The organism is Paenibacillus antri, assembly GCF_005765165.1.
GTDB classification, from domain to species: Bacteria; Bacillota; Bacilli; order Paenibacillales; family YIM-B00363; genus Paenibacillus_AE; species Paenibacillus_AE antri.
In genome coordinates this window covers 132048-146761 of the sequence record NZ_VCIW01000010.1, presented here as the reverse complement: position 1 = coordinate 146761, position 14714 = coordinate 132048, and the positions used below count along the sequence as shown (strand labels likewise).

Here is a 14714-nt window from a genome sequence, read left to right as displayed (position 1 = left end):
CTCTCGTCGTCGATCGTCGTTTACCAGGTCGGATGGGCCTTCAGCCATTCGAAGACTTGGCGGTGGTACGGGCTGAACTCCGGGTCCGGGATGCCGGACGGCGGGATCGAAGGATCCCCGTAGCCGAGCTGGAACATGTCGTGATGGTAGATATGATAAGCGCCGAGCGCGCGGACGCTCCGAATTTGCTCGATGTGCATCTGCGGCGTCGTGCCTTCTCTGCCGCCGAACTTCAGCGTGCCGTTCCGCGCCGGCTCGTCGTCGATGACCGGCTTGCGATACTTTTCCATCAGCATTTCCAGCTCCAAGACGGCCGCCTTGTAAAATTCATCCTCGGAACGGTTCGTATGCGGCGTCAGCACGTCGACCAGATCGTTATGCTCGTGGGTGCCCCGGTAGACGGAATCCGCGTACCCCGGCGAATTCGTCACGATGCGGGCGTAATCGATGCGCTTGATCGTCTCGTACAGGATCGGGACGTGGACGGAATTTTCGTTCCAAATTTGCAAAATCAAGTTCCGATACGGCAGCAGCCTTCTCGTCATCTCCGCCGCCGCGCGTTCGTGCGCCCATAGCGGGAACGGCGCGATCGGATGCTCGTACCGCTCGACGACGAAGAGCGCGACCTCGACGGTCATATCGAGCGCGTCGGCTTCCGCCAGCAGCGCCGCAAGACGCTCGAAGTACAAGTCTTTCACTTGTCCGTCTTCCGTATACAACGTGTGATCCGGATGGACGTCGATGAACGTCTTGACTTTCGGATTCAAATCCCACTGGCACCAGACGCGAAGGCAATTGACGCCGTACGCCTTAAACTTCGCCAACCACGCCCGACGGTCCTCCTCGCTCCGGTTGAACGCGTCGTTGAACAGCGCGTTGAAGAAGCTGACGCCTTGCAGGTAATAGGGCTGGCCGTCCAGCCGGAAGCGGCCGTCTTTCACGTGCAGACGTTTGGTTTTATACGATTTCAGCATCGGTTATCGGTCCTCCGTTTGGCGGATCTCGCTTTTCCCTGCGGCCGCCTCGTCCGCGAGGACGATCAGCCTCGAAGCCTGCTTCAGCAGCGTCGCGGGAATCGCAGGGGATGGGGATTGCCGTAGGAATTGTTGGAAAATGTCCGCCTTATGCGCTCCGGAAACGAGCAGCGCAATCGTCTTGGAGTGCCGCAAAATCGTTCCCATGCCGAGCGTAAGGCCGTACTCCGGCTCGTAGCCGCCGCGGGCTTTCCAATACGCCGCGTTCGACGCGATCGACGCTTCCGCCAATCGCACGACTCGGGTGGCCGAGTCGGCCGCCGTTCCCGGCTCGTTGAAGCCGATATGCCCGTTCGGCCCGAGCCCCAGCACGGTCAGCTCGATGCCGCCGCGCTCTTCGATCTCGCGATCGAGCGCGGCGCAAGCCGCCGACGGCTCCGGATGCACCGGGTCGACGCGCAGGAGACGATCGTTCCCGATCTCGAGCCCGTCCAGCAGCTCCCGCCGCAGCCAACCGATCAAGGAGTGCGGCTGCTCCGGTCGAACGCCCAAGTATTCGTCCAACGCGACGACCGTCGCGCCGCGCCACCGTTCGGGCGCTTTCGGAGATTCGGTCAGCTTCCGGAACAGGCCGAGCGGCGTATGGCCCGTCGGCAAGCAGATCAGGGCGTCGGACTTGCGCGCCAGCGCCGTCTCGACGAGTCGAGCCGCGGATTCGCTTAAGGCATCGTAAGATGATTCGATCATAAGTTCCATGTCGCGTTGAGCCCCTTCCGATACGAGGACCGTCCGTCGCTCGTCTTCTATGTCGTCATTGTGCCGAAAGAGCAAATTCGCTCCAGCTTCCTCCAGAGGCGCTCGTCTTCGCCGGCGTCGGTCCACGGCTCGAAATGCGGTTCCATGACCTCTTGCCAGTCGTTCGGGGTATGCTTCGTACGGAGCTTGCCCGTTCTCGGTCGGCCGCTCAGGCTCGCGGGGCGCTCCGAATACGAGAACAGGAGTCGCTCGTGCGAGCCGATCAAGTACGTCTGATTGAACGTCTCCGGCTGCTCCTCCTGCATCTGATAATGGTAGAACACGTAACTCGCGTATTGCTCCGGTTTTAACCGCGCGAGAGCGCCTACGCTCTCTTCCACGCTCCGGCCCGCCCTCCACCGTATCCGATCGATCGGTTCTCCGTCGTGGAAAATATCGACCATCGGCACGGCATACCGCGGCTCCTCCTCTCCCGGCCACGCCTCGAGCCGCGCTTGCAGCGCCGGCGGGAACTCCAGCCGGAACGCGTCGCCGTCCGTCTCGAGGTAAGCGAAGAGATGCCGGTCCCAGCGAAATAAGGAAAAGGCCCGCACGCCCGCGCTCATGAGCGACGTCTCGAGCTCCGTACGCGATGAGGCGAACGCCTCGGCGAAAGACTCGGCCGAATCGGCGCGGCGAATCGTCGATCGATACATGTATCGTTTCATGTCCCAATGCTTCCCTCTCTCCTCAAGGCATACAACATCTATTGTCCCCGAGACGGCGCCGCGGGGGAACTGTATTTTCTTGCGAATCTCTATATTTTCGGAACCTTCGTTGCAGGAAACAAGAAGGGGCTGTCCCGAAAGTCGTAAAATGACTTAGGGGCGGCTCCTTCTTTTTACAATCATGCTCTTAGCGGGAAGGGGTACGGGTTCCGGCTCGCGCTTCTGTAAAACCGAATGAGCCGCCTGTCGTCATTAAACCCAACTTCGAAGCTTGCCAAAGTGAGCTTGGAGGTCGGGTGGCTTTCACTCGCCCATAACCTCCTTAAGCGAACGGCAATAAGCCAAATAGTGAAAACGGTCGGTCAGGAATAGACCTCCTGACCGACCGTTTTCAAGTTGTCGACATTGTTCTCTATCGATCCAACGCGAATCGAATATCGGCTTCCGCCGATTCGACGACCCGTCCGTTCCATGACACGACGACCGTAAGGCCCGACGCGTTGACGATCTCGACGGCGAGCTTCCCGCCTTCCTTGCGCAGCGCGATATCCAGCGACGCATCGCCGACCCGCGCGTCGCGAAGGCGGATCCAGCGCCCTTCCCAGGAGGCGGGCACCTTCGGCTCGAGCCGAACGCGCCTTCGATGCGCTTCGGGCTGCAGCCCGATGAGATGCATGACGACGGGCACGGCGAGCGCGTACAGCGTCCACGCCTGCGCGATGCAGCCGTAGTCCGGCGACATCTCGCAGATCGACCCCGGCAGCGCCGTCGAGAAGGAGCGGTTCATTCGCCGCAGCAACTCGAGCGCCGCCTCGGGGTCGCCGTATCGGGCTTCCGCCACCGCATGCGCGCCCGTGCTGATCGTCATCGTCCCTTGCTGCAGCACGGCCGACAAGTACGAGCCGTATTCGCCGACGAACGCCTCGTTTCGCATGTTCCGCACGGCGCGCTCGCCCTTCGCCCGATCGGCGACGCCCGCTTCCATCGGCGTCGAGATGACCCAGTTTTTCTGAATGAGCCACCCGCGGTCCGCTTCGAGCCCCTCCGTCTCGCTTAGCTGCCGCTCCAGCGCCTCGCGGACCCCCTCGGCGCCGTGGCGTTCCGCCATCGAGACGATGTCGTCGACCTTCGGCAGCAAGTCCTTCTTCGGAGCGACTGCGTCGCAGAAGAGCCCCTCGCGTTCGTCCCAGAACGTCTCGTTCACGGCGCGGGTCAGCCGCTTCTCCAACACGGCGTAAGCCGCGGCTTCCTCCCCGGCGCCAAGCTCCGCGGCGATTCGCGACATCGCCCCCGCCGCGGCGGCGGTATACGCGGCGGAGTCGATCAACTCCATATTCAGTCCCGCGATTTCGATAATGCCATAACCCGAAGGGAGGCCGTCGCCGTCCGGGTCCATCTCGCCGAGCAGCCAGTCCATGCCGCTGCCGCAAGCTTCGTAGTTATCCTCGAGCACGGTTCGATCGCCCGTCCAGCGGTACAGCTCCCAGACGAGACAAATATAATGCGCCGTCTCCTGCGTATTGCCCGGATTCGCGACGACGCCCATCGTCGTCGCCTCGTGAATGATGCGCCCGTTGCCGTTCGCCCGCTTCGAAAATTCCAGCAGCAGCTTCGCCGTCTCGAGCGCGAGTCGATGGTCGCCGACGGCCAATACGCCCTGCAGCGCGTACGCGTTGTCGCAGCCGAACCACCACGGGTACGTCGGCGACCCTGCCGTCAGCCCCCGGCCGATGCCGTCCACGCGTTGGACGAGCCATTGCGTATTCCACTTCGCCCACGCGAAGACGTCGCAGAAATCCGGATCGCCTTCGATCTCGAGCGACGCTCGCGCGCGAATCGCCTCGTAAGCGGCTTGTTTCTCTTCGAGCAGCCGCTGCCGCTCGGCGGGGTCCTCGAGCAGCCGATACGTCCGCTCGCATGCCTCGCCGCTCTCGGTGGAGCCCGACACGACGAGATGGAAGACGAAACGCTCTCCCGGCGCCAACGCGACGGACGCACGGAACGAGATGCCCGCGCCGTTGCCGCTCGTGAATTCGGGCCCGTACAGCTGCCCGCCTATGCTATATTGTTCGCCGGGCAAATCCGTGCCGACGCAAGCGTACCAATCATGGTCGCCGTCCTTCGCCAGCGCCAGACGACTCGACAGCGCCCGCGCTTCGTCGGCCGGCCCGTCGACGACGCCGATCGTCTCGGAATGCCATACCGGGCGAAGATCGGTTCGCGCCAGCAGCTCCAGCTCGAGCGCCGTCTCGGCAGCTGCGGAATTGTAGATTTCGTAGCGAACGACAAGCCCCTTCTCCGTCTCCGGCGCGAACTGGACTCGCTCGATCGAGACGGGGATATGCCCCAACCCATGATCGTAGCGGAACGTATTCCCCCAAGGCAGCGTCGCATACTCGTCCGCCCTTGCCCAAACGGAGATGCCGCGGGACGGGTCGGTCACGCGAAGCCAGAAGCCGTCCAACAGCTTGATCGGGTGCAGCCAGACGCCGCCCATCTCGTTCGCCACATGATGGCCGAAGTCCGGGAAATACCCGTCCTGCGAGCCGATAACCTTCATATACTCGCCGGACGTAAGATAGAGGTTGAACGGATGTTTGCTTCGCTTTTCGGATTTCATCTGGTCCGCCGCCTTTGCCGAAGGATCGATTCGATGCGATACGTTGCTTCTATGCTCGAATCATATCATTCATGAAGGCGGTTGCATATAGATTGTCTACAATAGACAATAAAGTTTACGCAAAGTCCTTCCAAGTGAAATCTTCGCTCAACACGCCCTCGTAATCCGAGGGATGCTGCAGCCAAAGCCCCTTCGAAGCGGCTTCCGGCTTGCGGAAACAAACTAAATTCTTATAATAGCCGAACGCCCGGCACACGGCCGGTCTTGCGGCATGGATCCCGCACCGGTCCCGATCGAGGTCGTAGAAGATGCATGTGCCGTAGAAGCGCTCCTGCTTCTGCAGCGCCGCCCGCTCTTTCGGCGGCATCGATCGGATTTTCTTAAGGATACGCTTGCGTTCGTCCTTGGTGATCGGTACCGGTCCGCAGCATAAACCCTTGCACCCCTGACAAGGCAGACTTTCCATGGGGACACCTTCAATCTTTAAGATTTCATTGAAACATATACATTTATATCCTAATCGAAATAGAAATTCAACATAAAAATTTAATATTATAACATAAATATTTTATTTTGTCAACATAATTTTCTTGGCGCTTTTCCCTCGAAAATGTCCGAAACCGCTCCTTTCTCCCTTCGTATGAACGTTGTAATTGTAGGGATGAAGGAGGTGAATCCGGATGTACCCGGATCTTCCCGATTTGTTGTTCGAAGCGATCTCGCTTCTCGGCTCGGTCAGCCTGTTATTCGGCTTTATCGGACTGCGGCTGACCGCCGCGTCGGTCGCCGTCGCCGCCTATTCCGCCTCGCGTTCGCCGTCGAACGGCGCCTCCGCCGATCAAGAGAGAGCCGCCATGGAATCGATGGCTTCGCTTCGCAAGGCGTTAAGCCGCGTCAGGCGCAAAGCGCCGACCGACGATGGCGACTCTTCCTCCCGTTCGTACTTGGCAACGACGAACGACTACGAACGAGGAGGAACTTTATTCTTATGGAAACTTCGACCGCATCGGCCGGAGCGTTCGGATTCGCCCGTCTGCGGCGTCCGATCGCTATCGCCCTGCTGATCGGAATCGCGCTCGCGTTGAGCGGCTGCGGCGCGACGACCGCCCCGATCGACGCCAACAGCGCCGGTTGGTTCGACCATTACTTCGTCTATTCGTTTTCCCGTCTAATCTCCTATTTCGCACGTCTGTTTCACGGGGATTACGGCTTATCCATTATCCTGGTGACCGTCTTGATCCGTCTGGCGCTCATGCCGCTGATGATGCGGCAGCTGAAGAGCTCGTCGGAGATGCAGTCCAAGATGAAACGTCTCCAACCGGAGCTCCAAGAGCTGCAGGAGAAATATAAGGACAAGGGAGCGGATCGCGCCGCCCAACAAGCCAAGTCGCAAGAGATGATGGCGTTGTATCGGAAGCATCAATTCAATCCGCTCGCTGTCGGTTGCTTGCCTGCCTTGATCCAACTGCCGATATTATTAGGCTTCTACTACGCTATCCGCCGAACGCCCGAAATCGCGTCCCATTCGTTCCTTTGGTTTAACCTGGGACATCCGGACTTGATCCTGCCGTTCCTCGCCGCCGCGGTGTATTTCGTACAATTCAAGGTATCCCAGACGGGCTCCGCCCCGGCGAACGGACAGCAGAAGCAGATGGCGTTCCTCGGCTTGCTGTCCCCCGTTATGATGGGCTTGTTTTCCTTCACCGCCCCCGCCGCGCTGCCGCTGTATTGGACGGTCGGCGGCATGATCGTCGTCGCCCAGACGTGGATCGGCAAGAAGCTGTACAGAAGCGAAGAAGCCTAACGAAACCGCAAGAGGCCGGCTCCGGGACGCTCCCGGACCGGCCTCTTCTTCATGCGGGTTCGATTACTCCAACCACGACTTCACTTTGTCCTCGTTCGCCTCTACCCATGCCTTCGCGGCATCCGCGGGCTCCGCGCCTTCTTGGATGTCGACCATGACGGCCGCCATCTCGTCCGGCGTCCAGTTGAAAGCGTCGAGCAGCTTGTACGCGTCCGGATGATCCTTCTCCAAGTCCTTCCGCACGATCGTATGAATTTGCTCGTCTCCGCCGTAGACGCCCTGCGGGTCTTCGAGGTATTTCAAATCCATCTTCCCGAACTTCCAGTGCGGCGTCCAACCCGTTACGATGATCGGCTTCTGATCCTTATACGCGGATTGCAGCTCCGTCGCCATCGCGGCGGACGAGCTTTCGAGCAGCGTCCAACCTTCGAGGCCATAGGCGGGAAGCGCCTCTTGCGTAGCCATCATGATGCCCGCGCCCGGTTCGATCCCGATGATCGTGCTGTCCACGAGCTCGGCGACCTCCGGCTTCTTCAGATCCTCGATCGAGGCGACGTCCATGTACGCGGGAACGACCAACCCGACTTTGGTTCCGTCCAAGTTCGGTCCGAGGTCGACGAACTTCCCTTCGTTATCCTTATAATAGCTCTCATGCGTGGACGGGAGCCACGCGGCGACCATCGCGTCCGCGCTGCCGTCCGAGACGCCCGTCCACATCGGACCCGCGTCGACTTGGAGCATCTCCACTTCGTATCCGAGCTCGTTCTCCAACACGTATTCGACTACATGCGTGCTCGCGATCTCCGAATCCCAAGCGACGTAAGCGAGCGTCAGCTCCTTCTTCGCCGCGCCGCCCGTAGAGCAGCCCGCCGCGATCAGCGAAGCCCCCAGCAAGAGCGCGACACTTTTCCCCATAGACTTCTTAAACATTCGATCCTCTCCCTTTCCTATGAACAAGATGATGTGTGAATCGATCGAGCACGATCGCCAGGATGACGACCGCGAGGCCCGCTTCGAACCCGACCCCCGTCTTGACCTGGGTAATCGCTTGATAAACTTTCGACCCGACGCCTTGCGCCCCGATCATCGAAGCGATGACGACCATGGAGAGCGACAGCATGATCGTCTGATTCACCCCGGCCATGATCGAAGGCACGGCCAGCGGCAGCTGCAGCTTCACCAGCTTCTGCGTCGGGGTGGAGCCGAACGCTTCGGCCGCTTCCACCAAATCCTTCGGCACCTGCCGAATGCCGAGGTTGGTCAGCCGAATCGTCGGCGGGATGGCGAAGATGACGGAAGCGATGACGCCCGGCACGACGCCCAGCGAGAAGAAGGACACCGCCGGGATCAGGTACACGAACGCAGGCATCGTCTGCATGAAGTCGAGAATCGGCGTGACGACGTTCCGAACCGTATTGCTCTGCGCGCACCAGATGCCGATCGGGACGCCGAGCACGATCGAGATGACGGCCGAGGTGAGCACCAGCGCCAACGTCTGCATCGTCGGATCCCACAGTCCCATATTCCAGATGAGCAGAAACCCGACCGCCGTAAAGACCGCGAGCCGCCAGCGCCCGAGGGCGTATGCGATGCCCGTAAGCAGCAGGATCGTGATCGGAGCCGGGATCGTTTGGAACACGAATTCGAATCCGTCCACGACGGAAGCGATAACCAGCCGTATAACGTCGAACAAAGGCTGGACATGGTTTTCCAACCACGACTCCAATGCTTCGACCCATTTCCCTAACGGTATTCTGGGAATTCCCATGAGTAAGCTTACCCTCCTCCCACGTTTTGATTGCCGGCGAGCGCGCCGAGGACGGAGCCTCGGATAATGATGCCGCGCAGCTTGTTCTGCTCGTCGACGACCGCGACCGGCACGCGGGTGTCGCTCATGATTTGAAATAAATCGTTCAAGACCGTGTCGGGACGCACCTCGGGCACGTCCTTGATCATAATGTCATGCAGCGTCTTCCCGTCCTTCACCGCGGACGACGCGTCGTCCGCCGTAACGACGCCGAGCAGATTGCGCTCGTTATTGACGACATAGAGACTGGAGACGCCCCTTTCCTTCATGAGCTGCAGCGCGACCCGCGGACCTCGGTCGGGCGATACCGTCTCCGGCCGCCGCATGACGTGAGCCGCCGTCAGCACCTTGGATAAGTCGACGTCCTCGACGAACCGTTCGACGTAATCGTTCGCCGGATTCGTCAAGATTTGTTCCGGCGTACCGATCTGAACGACGGCGCCGTCCTTCATGAGCGCGATCCGGTCGCCGATGCGCAGCGCCTCGTCCAAGTCGTGGGTAATGAAGACGATCGTCTTCTTCATCTGCGCTTGGAGCTGCAGCAGCTCATCTTGCATGTCCTTGCGGATCAACGGATCGAGCGCGCTGAACGCTTCGTCCATGAGCAGCACGTCCGGGTCGTTGGCGAGTCCTCGCGCGAGTCCGACCCGCTGCTGCATGCCGCCGCTCAGCTCATCCGGCTTCTTATGTTCCCAGCCGCTCAGGCCTACGAGCTCTAAGGCTTGCATCGCCTTCTCGCGGCGCTGCTTCTTCGGCTCTCCTTGAACCTCGAGGCCGTATTCAACATTTTCCAAGACGGTACGATGCGGGAATAAGGCGAATTTCTGAAACACCATACTGATTTGCTTCCGGCGGATTTCGCGCAGCTGCTCCGCGTCCGCTTTCACGATGTCTTTCCCGTCGATCAGCACTTGCCCGTCCGTCGGCTCGATCAATCGGTTCAACAGCCGTACCAACGTCGACTTCCCGCTGCCCGACAACCCCATGATGACGAAAATTTCGCCGGGCTCGATCGAGAAATCCACCCGGTTCACGCCGACGGTCAGCTCCGTCTCGGCCAGGATCTTTTCCTTCGACCACCCTTGCTTCAGCAGCGGGAGGGCCCGTTTCGGGTCGTTACCGAATATCTTGGTCACTTGCTTCGCCTCAATGATCGGCATCCTGCTCCCCCTCTCTTCTTTTCCGTTGCGTCTTTGTTGCTCTGGGCTTAAGTCTAAAGGGAGGGGGTCGAATGGGTCAAAACGGAAAATAGGTCGTATAGTTTGTAAAGTTTAAACTTTACGTACGTTACATACAGAATACTCTAATATGCTCCCAATTCTGTCCATGGCTCGCTCTTTACATGGAGGGCATCGTTTCCTACAATGAGGATTAAATGTCTCAACGCTCGCGACTCCCCCGCAGAAGGAGGGAAACACAACGAATGAATAAACTGCAAAGTCTATCGAACGAGCATATCGCTAAGATTCAGTCCATCCGCCAGCGCGTCATCGAGACGATCGGCAGCAATATGGACTTATATGGGATTACCTTGTCTATCGGGCATATGTACGGGCATATGTATTTTCAGAACGAACCGGTAACCCTCGACGAGATGGGCGACGTCATGGGCATGAGCAAGACGAGCATGAGTACGGGCATGCGTACGTTAATCGATCTCAAGATGGTCCACAAGGTATGGGGGAAGGGATCGCGGAAGGATTTATACGTCGTGGAGCACGATTGGCACCAGACGTTCATCGACTACTTCTCCGTGGAGTGGCGCAAGTCGATCGAGATGAACATCTCGGCGATCAACAAGGCGCTGGTCGAGGTCCGCAAGCTCCGCCGCGAAGCGGAGGAGACGCAAGACGGCGCGCTCTCAGACGTGTTGGATCACGACGAGAAGAAGCTGGACGAGGCGCGAAAATATTACCTATGGCTGGGCCGGTTGATCGACGCCTTCGAGTCCGGCGCTATTTTCGAGCTCGTGCCGAAAGAGGAATAAAAACAAGAAGCGATCGCATCCCCGGAGCATTCCCGGGGGCGCGATCGCTTTTTTTTTTCGTTGCGCTTTATTTCGCCTTCTCCTTACGGCCGGGGAAAGAGAGCCTGCCGCCCTCGCGCTCCTCGAACGGCGCCGCCCCCCGGCCCGAGCCGGAGGCGGGACGAAGCTCGCCGTTGAACGACTTCAGCATAGAGACCACCATGAGAATGAGTACGAACGCTAAAGGGAAGGCGGCCACGATGATCGCGGTTTGCATCGCCTCGAGCCCCCCGGACATCATAAGCACGATCGCGGAAGCGGAGAGCAGGAGCCCCCAGATCGTCTTGACGCTGGTCGGCGGTTCGAGACTGCCGTTCGTCGTCTGCATCCCGAGCACGAAGGTGGCGGAATCGGCGGACGTAATAAAGAACGTCGCGATCAAGAGTAACGTGACGACCACTAAGATGCCTCGCAGCGGAAGCTGCTCGTATACCGCGAAGATGGCCGTCTCCAGCGTTCGGTCCGAGATCGGCACCCCGAGCCGGTATTCCAAATCGAGCGCGGTGCCGCCGAAGACGGCGAACCAGACCGTACAGACGAGCGTCGGAATGACGGTCACCGCGACGACGAACTCCCGGACCGTTCTTCCCTTCGATACGCGGGCGATGAACGTGCCGACGAACGGCGCCCAAGCGATCCACCACGCCCAGTAGAAGATCGTCCAGCTTTGCACCCAAGCCGCGCGCTCGGGGTTGAACGGCGCCAGACGCAGCCCCATGCTGGGCAAATTCTGAATGTATTCGCCGAGCGTCGTGATATACAGATTTAGCAAAAACAACGTAGGACCTACGAACAGCACCGCGAAAAACAAAATCGTCGCCAGCCCCATATTGATATTGCTTAGGTACGTGATGCCCCGCTTGAGTCCCGTCCCCGCCGAGAGAAGGAACAGCACGGTCACGATGGCGATAATAACGATCTGAATGCCGAAGTGGTTCGGAATCCCCGTCAAATAACTGAGGCCTCCGTTAATTTGCGCGGCCCCCAGCCCGAGCGACGCGGCTACGCCGAAGATCGTCGCGAAGACGGCGATCGTATCGATGGTCGTCCCGGCCACGCCTTTGGTTCGATCGCCGAACAACGGAATAAGCGCCGCGCTCATGAGTCCCGGATACCCCTTGCGAAACTTAAAGTACGCGAGCGCGAGCGCGATCGTCGCATAGATCGCCCAGGCGTGAAAGCCCCAGTGAAGAAACGTGTATCGCAGCGCGATCTTCGCCGCTTCGTCGGTCTTCGCCTCGCCGAGCGGCGGATTGGCGAAGTGGGAGATCGGCTCGGACACCCCGAAGAAGAGCAGCCCGATGCCCATGCCCGCGCTGAACAACAGCGCGAACCACGTCAATCGATTGAAGTCGGGCACGTCCTCCGGTTGGCCGAGCTTAATCTTCCCGTACCGGCTGAATACCAAAAACACGGCGAACAGTAAAAATAACGTAGCGCACAATTGGTAAAACCAACCGAACGATTCCAGAAAGAACGACTGCAGGTCGGTCATCACGCCTGACAATCGGTCCGGAAACGCCGCGCCCCACCCCACGAACACAAGGCATACCGCCAAGGCGATCCAAAACACCTTCGTTACCTGTCGCATGACATCTCACCCCTTGCCCATAGGATGCCGACTTCCTTCGACTCCCATGCAAGGGGAAAGGCGGAAAGGCTTTCTATTCGGTTACGGCCAAGCCGATCGCCTGATGATCCCATAGTATATCCTTCGCGACGTGGACTTGTCCTTCGTCGCATGTCACGATCAAGATGACGTCTCCTTTCGTTCCTTTCCGAATCCGAAGGCGAGTTCTCCTTCGTTTGTACGCAATCTGGCACCAACTGATCGCAAGGCCGAGCACTATTCCGCTGGCTGCTCCGATCAATCCCCAGATCACGGGGCCCCATTCCCACACGAAACCCTTACTCGCCCCGATCGTGGCAAGCAGGAATGCCAAAATAAATCCTTTGTCTATGTAAGAAACTCCGTCGGAGCGATGAATCGTATCCAAAATCCTCGGATCTTCATTTCGCAAAGCCAAAGGCACGGCGTATATTTCCCCTACGTCCCTAGCCTTTAATTCCGAAATCGCCAGCTCGAGAAGAGGGGAATATTCGAATGTAGCGAAAATTTGCACTAGACCACCTTTTTTCCTGGACGGATCACTTTCCCGGCCGGTTGATACTTCCGAATCAAATAATTTCGTAAGTCATCGTCGTACAGATTATTGTTTTCCACGGCATTGATGTACGCATCGTAAATCGTAAAGAAATAAAACGACGGAAAATACAGTACCCACTGCACATCCAGGACGGCGGAAGAAGTTTGCACATCCCCGAGGATTAAATAGTGGATGGACAACAATAATCTTGAATTCTCAACGATGAAGATGGTGTAAAGAAGCACAGATGCAGCAAATACGATCCGATGCATGTACAACTGTCCTATGCTCGGAATCGCTGCCGACCACATTGCGGCAAGCCAAGGCTTGCGCTTATCCAAGTAATTGATCTCCAGCGCCCCTATCGTAAAGCTTCGGGTCGGGGCGTTTTCCCGATCGGCGAGTACATATAGCTTATTCAAGTCGACGGTCGTTCGGTAGCTGTCCCAAATCGCGAAGAGATAGACAGGAATGTACAATCCCATCAATTTCGGGTCAAGGATATCCCTAGCCGCTTGAAATTGACCGTTGAAGGAATAAACCATGGCTGTATTCAATTGGATTCTTTGATTGATGAAGAATTCCCATAGGAGCAACGCATACCCGCGTAAATATTTGTTCAGGAGAAGATGACCGAAGCCCGGGAAGGCCACCGACCAAGCAGCCACAACCAGAGGCTTCTTGGGTTGTAGCTGGGTCGTGCCGTACATACTGACAAAGGCCTTTTGTCGCCGATAACGCGTCGACTTACGGGACTCATTCAACCCTATCCCTCCGAATCATAGTGTTCCGCGTATGTCGTTACTGTCCCCAAACTTCTACATCGTCAATCATTGAAAAACCTCGATTCGTTGAAAAGCTTACGAATCGAGGTTTTTATTCAAGCGATGTTCAGAACACAAAATCCTCGTCCCGCAGCGGTTCGACGCGAATCGTGCGCACGTAGCCGTTCCCCTTCTTCGAGAAGAAATCGTGCTGCTTCGTCTGGGTGCGAAGCCCGTTCATGACGATCGGATTGATCTCCTCCTCGGCGAAGGGCGGCTCGAGGCCCAAGTTCATGAACGCCTTGTTCGCGTTGTAGCGAAGGAACGCCGTCACTTCGCCGGCCAGTCCGACGGGAGCGTACACCTCTTCCGTGTAGCGCGTCTCATTGTCATGCAGCAAGTCGAGCAGCCCCCGCACCGTCTCTTCCGCTTCGGCCTGCTCGCCCGGAAGCAGCTCCGCGAACACCTCCTGGGCCAGTACGCCGACGTACAATCCATGGATGCTCTCGTCCCGCAAAATGAGATCGATGATTTCGCCGCTGCTCGTCATCTTCCCTTGCCCCGCCAAGTAGAGCGGATAGAAGAAGCCGCTGTAAAACAAATAGCTTTCAAGCAGCACCGAGGCGGCCATCGCCAAGTACAACCCTTTGCGATCCGTAATAGAATTGTAGTAAGCCGTCACCGTTTCCGCCTTCCGCTGCAGTAACGGATGCCGTTCGACCCACCGAAACAGGCGGTCGATTTCTTCGCCCGTCGCCAGCGTCGTGAAGATGCTGCTGTACGACTTCGCGTGGATTTGCTCCATCATCCCCATAAAGCTGAGGACGGCTTTGCGCTGCAATCCGTCGACATGCTCGACGAGCCTCGGCATGCCGACGCCGCCCTGCACCGTGTCCAGCAGCGTTAACCCTGCGAGCACCTTCATATAGACGTCGCGCTGCTCGTCCGACAGCGTCAGCCACGACATCTTGTCGTCCGACAGCGGAATCTCCTCGTCGGTCCAAAATTGCATAATGTTCTGATTCCAAAAGTTAATCGTAAAGTCGTCGTCCGACCGGTTCCAATTGACGGCGCGCAATGCTTCCATGGCGGTTCTCCTATCTAGCGAT

At 58.3% G+C, this 14714-nt stretch carries 14 protein-coding genes; 3 read left to right on the top strand and 11 right to left on the bottom strand.

Going from position 1 to position 14714, the window contains the following annotated elements; all coding sequences use genetic code 11:
- Window positions 1-20: 20 nt before the first annotated feature.
- The 5 genes from FE782_RS16250 to FE782_RS16230 all read right to left on the bottom strand — a co-directional run bounded on the left by FE782_RS16250 (window position 21) and on the right by FE782_RS16230 (window position 5523).
- Complete coding sequence (locus tag FE782_RS16250; protein WP_138195273.1) at window positions 21-974, bottom strand: hypothetical protein; 954 nt, start codon at window positions 972-974, stop codon at window positions 21-23.
- Between the two features lie 3 nt (window positions 975-977).
- Window positions 978-1730 carry a 6-phosphogluconolactonase gene (locus FE782_RS16245; protein WP_138195272.1) on the bottom strand — a complete coding sequence of 251 codons (753 nt, stop codon included), beginning with the start codon at window positions 1728-1730 and terminating at the stop codon, window positions 978-980.
- A 47-nt stretch (window positions 1731-1777) separates the two neighbouring features.
- Window positions 1778-2437 carry a hypothetical protein gene (locus FE782_RS16240; protein ID WP_138195271.1) on the bottom strand — a complete coding sequence of 220 codons (660 nt, stop codon included), beginning with the start codon at window positions 2435-2437 and terminating at the stop codon, window positions 1778-1780.
- 412 nt (window positions 2438-2849) lie between these two features.
- Window positions 2850-5057, bottom strand: a complete 2208-nt coding sequence (locus tag FE782_RS16235; protein WP_138195270.1) for an MGH1-like glycoside hydrolase domain-containing protein — start codon at window positions 5055-5057, stop codon at window positions 2850-2852.
- 115 nt (window positions 5058-5172) lie between these two features.
- Window positions 5173-5523, bottom strand: coding sequence for a YkgJ family cysteine cluster protein (locus FE782_RS16230; protein ID WP_138195269.1), 351 nt, complete (start codon window positions 5521-5523; stop codon window positions 5173-5175).
- A 214-nt stretch (window positions 5524-5737) separates the two neighbouring features.
- On the opposite strand from FE782_RS16230, the gene FE782_RS16225 reads away from it, so the two are divergent.
- Entirely contained in the window at window positions 5738-6121 is a 384-nt protein-coding gene (locus FE782_RS16225) for a hypothetical protein (RefSeq protein WP_138195268.1), read from the top strand.
- Window positions 6046-6861, top strand: a complete 816-nt coding sequence (gene yidC / locus FE782_RS16220; RefSeq protein WP_138195267.1) for a membrane protein insertase YidC — start codon at window positions 6046-6048, stop codon at window positions 6859-6861. The genes FE782_RS16225 and yidC overlap by 76 nt, the downstream gene beginning before the upstream one ends.
- Window positions 6862-6924: 63 nt before the next feature.
- On the opposite strand, the gene FE782_RS16215 is transcribed toward yidC, so the two are convergent.
- From FE782_RS16215 to proV, 3 genes are read right to left on the bottom strand one after another with little or no spacing between them, the layout of a single operon-like run.
- Window positions 6925-7791, bottom strand: coding sequence for a glycine betaine ABC transporter substrate-binding protein (locus FE782_RS16215; protein WP_238392513.1), 867 nt, complete (start codon window positions 7789-7791; stop codon window positions 6925-6927).
- Window positions 7784-8629, bottom strand: coding sequence for an ABC transporter permease (locus FE782_RS16210; RefSeq protein ID WP_138195266.1), 846 nt, complete (start codon window positions 8627-8629; stop codon window positions 7784-7786). The genes FE782_RS16215 and FE782_RS16210 overlap by 8 nt, the downstream gene beginning before the upstream one ends.
- A gap of 8 nt (window positions 8630-8637) precedes the next feature.
- Window positions 8638-9828: a glycine betaine/L-proline ABC transporter ATP-binding protein ProV gene (gene proV / locus FE782_RS16205; RefSeq protein ID WP_138195265.1), complete on the bottom strand. Its 1191-nt coding sequence runs from the start codon at window positions 9826-9828 to the stop codon at window positions 8638-8640.
- Between the two features lie 263 nt (window positions 9829-10091).
- On the opposite strand from proV, the gene FE782_RS16200 reads away from it, so the two are divergent.
- Complete coding sequence (locus FE782_RS16200) at window positions 10092-10655, top strand: GbsR/MarR family transcriptional regulator (protein ID WP_138195264.1); 564 nt, start codon at window positions 10092-10094, stop codon at window positions 10653-10655.
- Window positions 10656-10722: 67 nt separating this feature from the next.
- Here FE782_RS16200 and FE782_RS16195 read toward each other — a convergent pair whose 3' ends face one another.
- The 3 genes from FE782_RS16195 to nrdF form a co-directional block, all read right to left on the bottom strand.
- Window positions 10723-12285 carry a glycine betaine uptake BCCT transporter gene (locus FE782_RS16195; RefSeq protein ID WP_138195263.1) on the bottom strand — a complete coding sequence of 521 codons (1563 nt, stop codon included), beginning with the start codon at window positions 12283-12285 and terminating at the stop codon, window positions 10723-10725.
- A 531-nt stretch (window positions 12286-12816) separates the two neighbouring features.
- Complete coding sequence (locus tag FE782_RS16185) at window positions 12817-13605, bottom strand: hypothetical protein (protein ID WP_238392512.1); 789 nt, start codon at window positions 13603-13605, stop codon at window positions 12817-12819.
- 127 nt (window positions 13606-13732) lie between these two features.
- Window positions 13733-14692, bottom strand: a complete 960-nt coding sequence (gene nrdF / locus FE782_RS16180; protein WP_138195261.1) for a class 1b ribonucleoside-diphosphate reductase subunit beta — start codon at window positions 14690-14692, stop codon at window positions 13733-13735.
- Window positions 14693-14714: the final 22 nt, after the last annotated feature.

Excerpts from the sequence above, each read along its gene's own strand:
- FE782_RS16240 (WP_138195271.1), bottom strand. The coding sequence starts at position 2,437 with ATGAAACGATACATGTATCGATCGACGATTCGCCGCGCCGATTCGGCC.
- FE782_RS16195 (WP_138195263.1), bottom strand. The coding sequence starts at position 12,285 with ATGCGACAGGTAACGAAGGTGTTTTGGATCGCCTTGGCGGTATGCCTT.
- FE782_RS16210 (WP_138195266.1), bottom strand. The coding sequence starts at position 8,629 with ATGGGAATTCCCAGAATACCGTTAGGGAAATGGGTCGAAGCATTGGAG.
- yidC (WP_138195267.1), top strand. The coding sequence starts at position 6,046 with ATGGAAACTTCGACCGCATCGGCCGGAGCGTTCGGATTCGCCCGTCTG.
- FE782_RS16235 (WP_138195270.1), bottom strand. The coding sequence starts at position 5,057 with ATGAAATCCGAAAAGCGAAGCAAACATCCGTTCAACCTCTATCTTACG.
- nrdF (WP_138195261.1), bottom strand. The coding sequence starts at position 14,692 with ATGGAAGCATTGCGCGCCGTCAATTGGAACCGGTCGGACGACGACTTT.
- proV (WP_138195265.1), bottom strand. The coding sequence starts at position 9,828 with ATGCCGATCATTGAGGCGAAGCAAGTGACCAAGATATTCGGTAACGAC.
- FE782_RS16245 (WP_138195272.1), bottom strand. The coding sequence starts at position 1,730 with ATGGAACTTATGATCGAATCATCTTACGATGCCTTAAGCGAATCCGCG.
- FE782_RS16215 (WP_238392513.1), bottom strand. The coding sequence starts at position 7,791 with ATGTTTAAGAAGTCTATGGGGAAAAGTGTCGCGCTCTTGCTGGGGGCT.
- FE782_RS16250 (WP_138195273.1), bottom strand. The coding sequence starts at position 974 with ATGCTGAAATCGTATAAAACCAAACGTCTGCACGTGAAAGACGGCCGC.
- FE782_RS16200 (WP_138195264.1), top strand. The coding sequence starts at position 10,092 with ATGAATAAACTGCAAAGTCTATCGAACGAGCATATCGCTAAGATTCAG.
- FE782_RS16230 (WP_138195269.1), bottom strand. The coding sequence starts at position 5,523 with ATGGAAAGTCTGCCTTGTCAGGGGTGCAAGGGTTTATGCTGCGGACCG.
- FE782_RS16225 (WP_138195268.1), top strand. The coding sequence starts at position 5,738 with ATGTACCCGGATCTTCCCGATTTGTTGTTCGAAGCGATCTCGCTTCTC.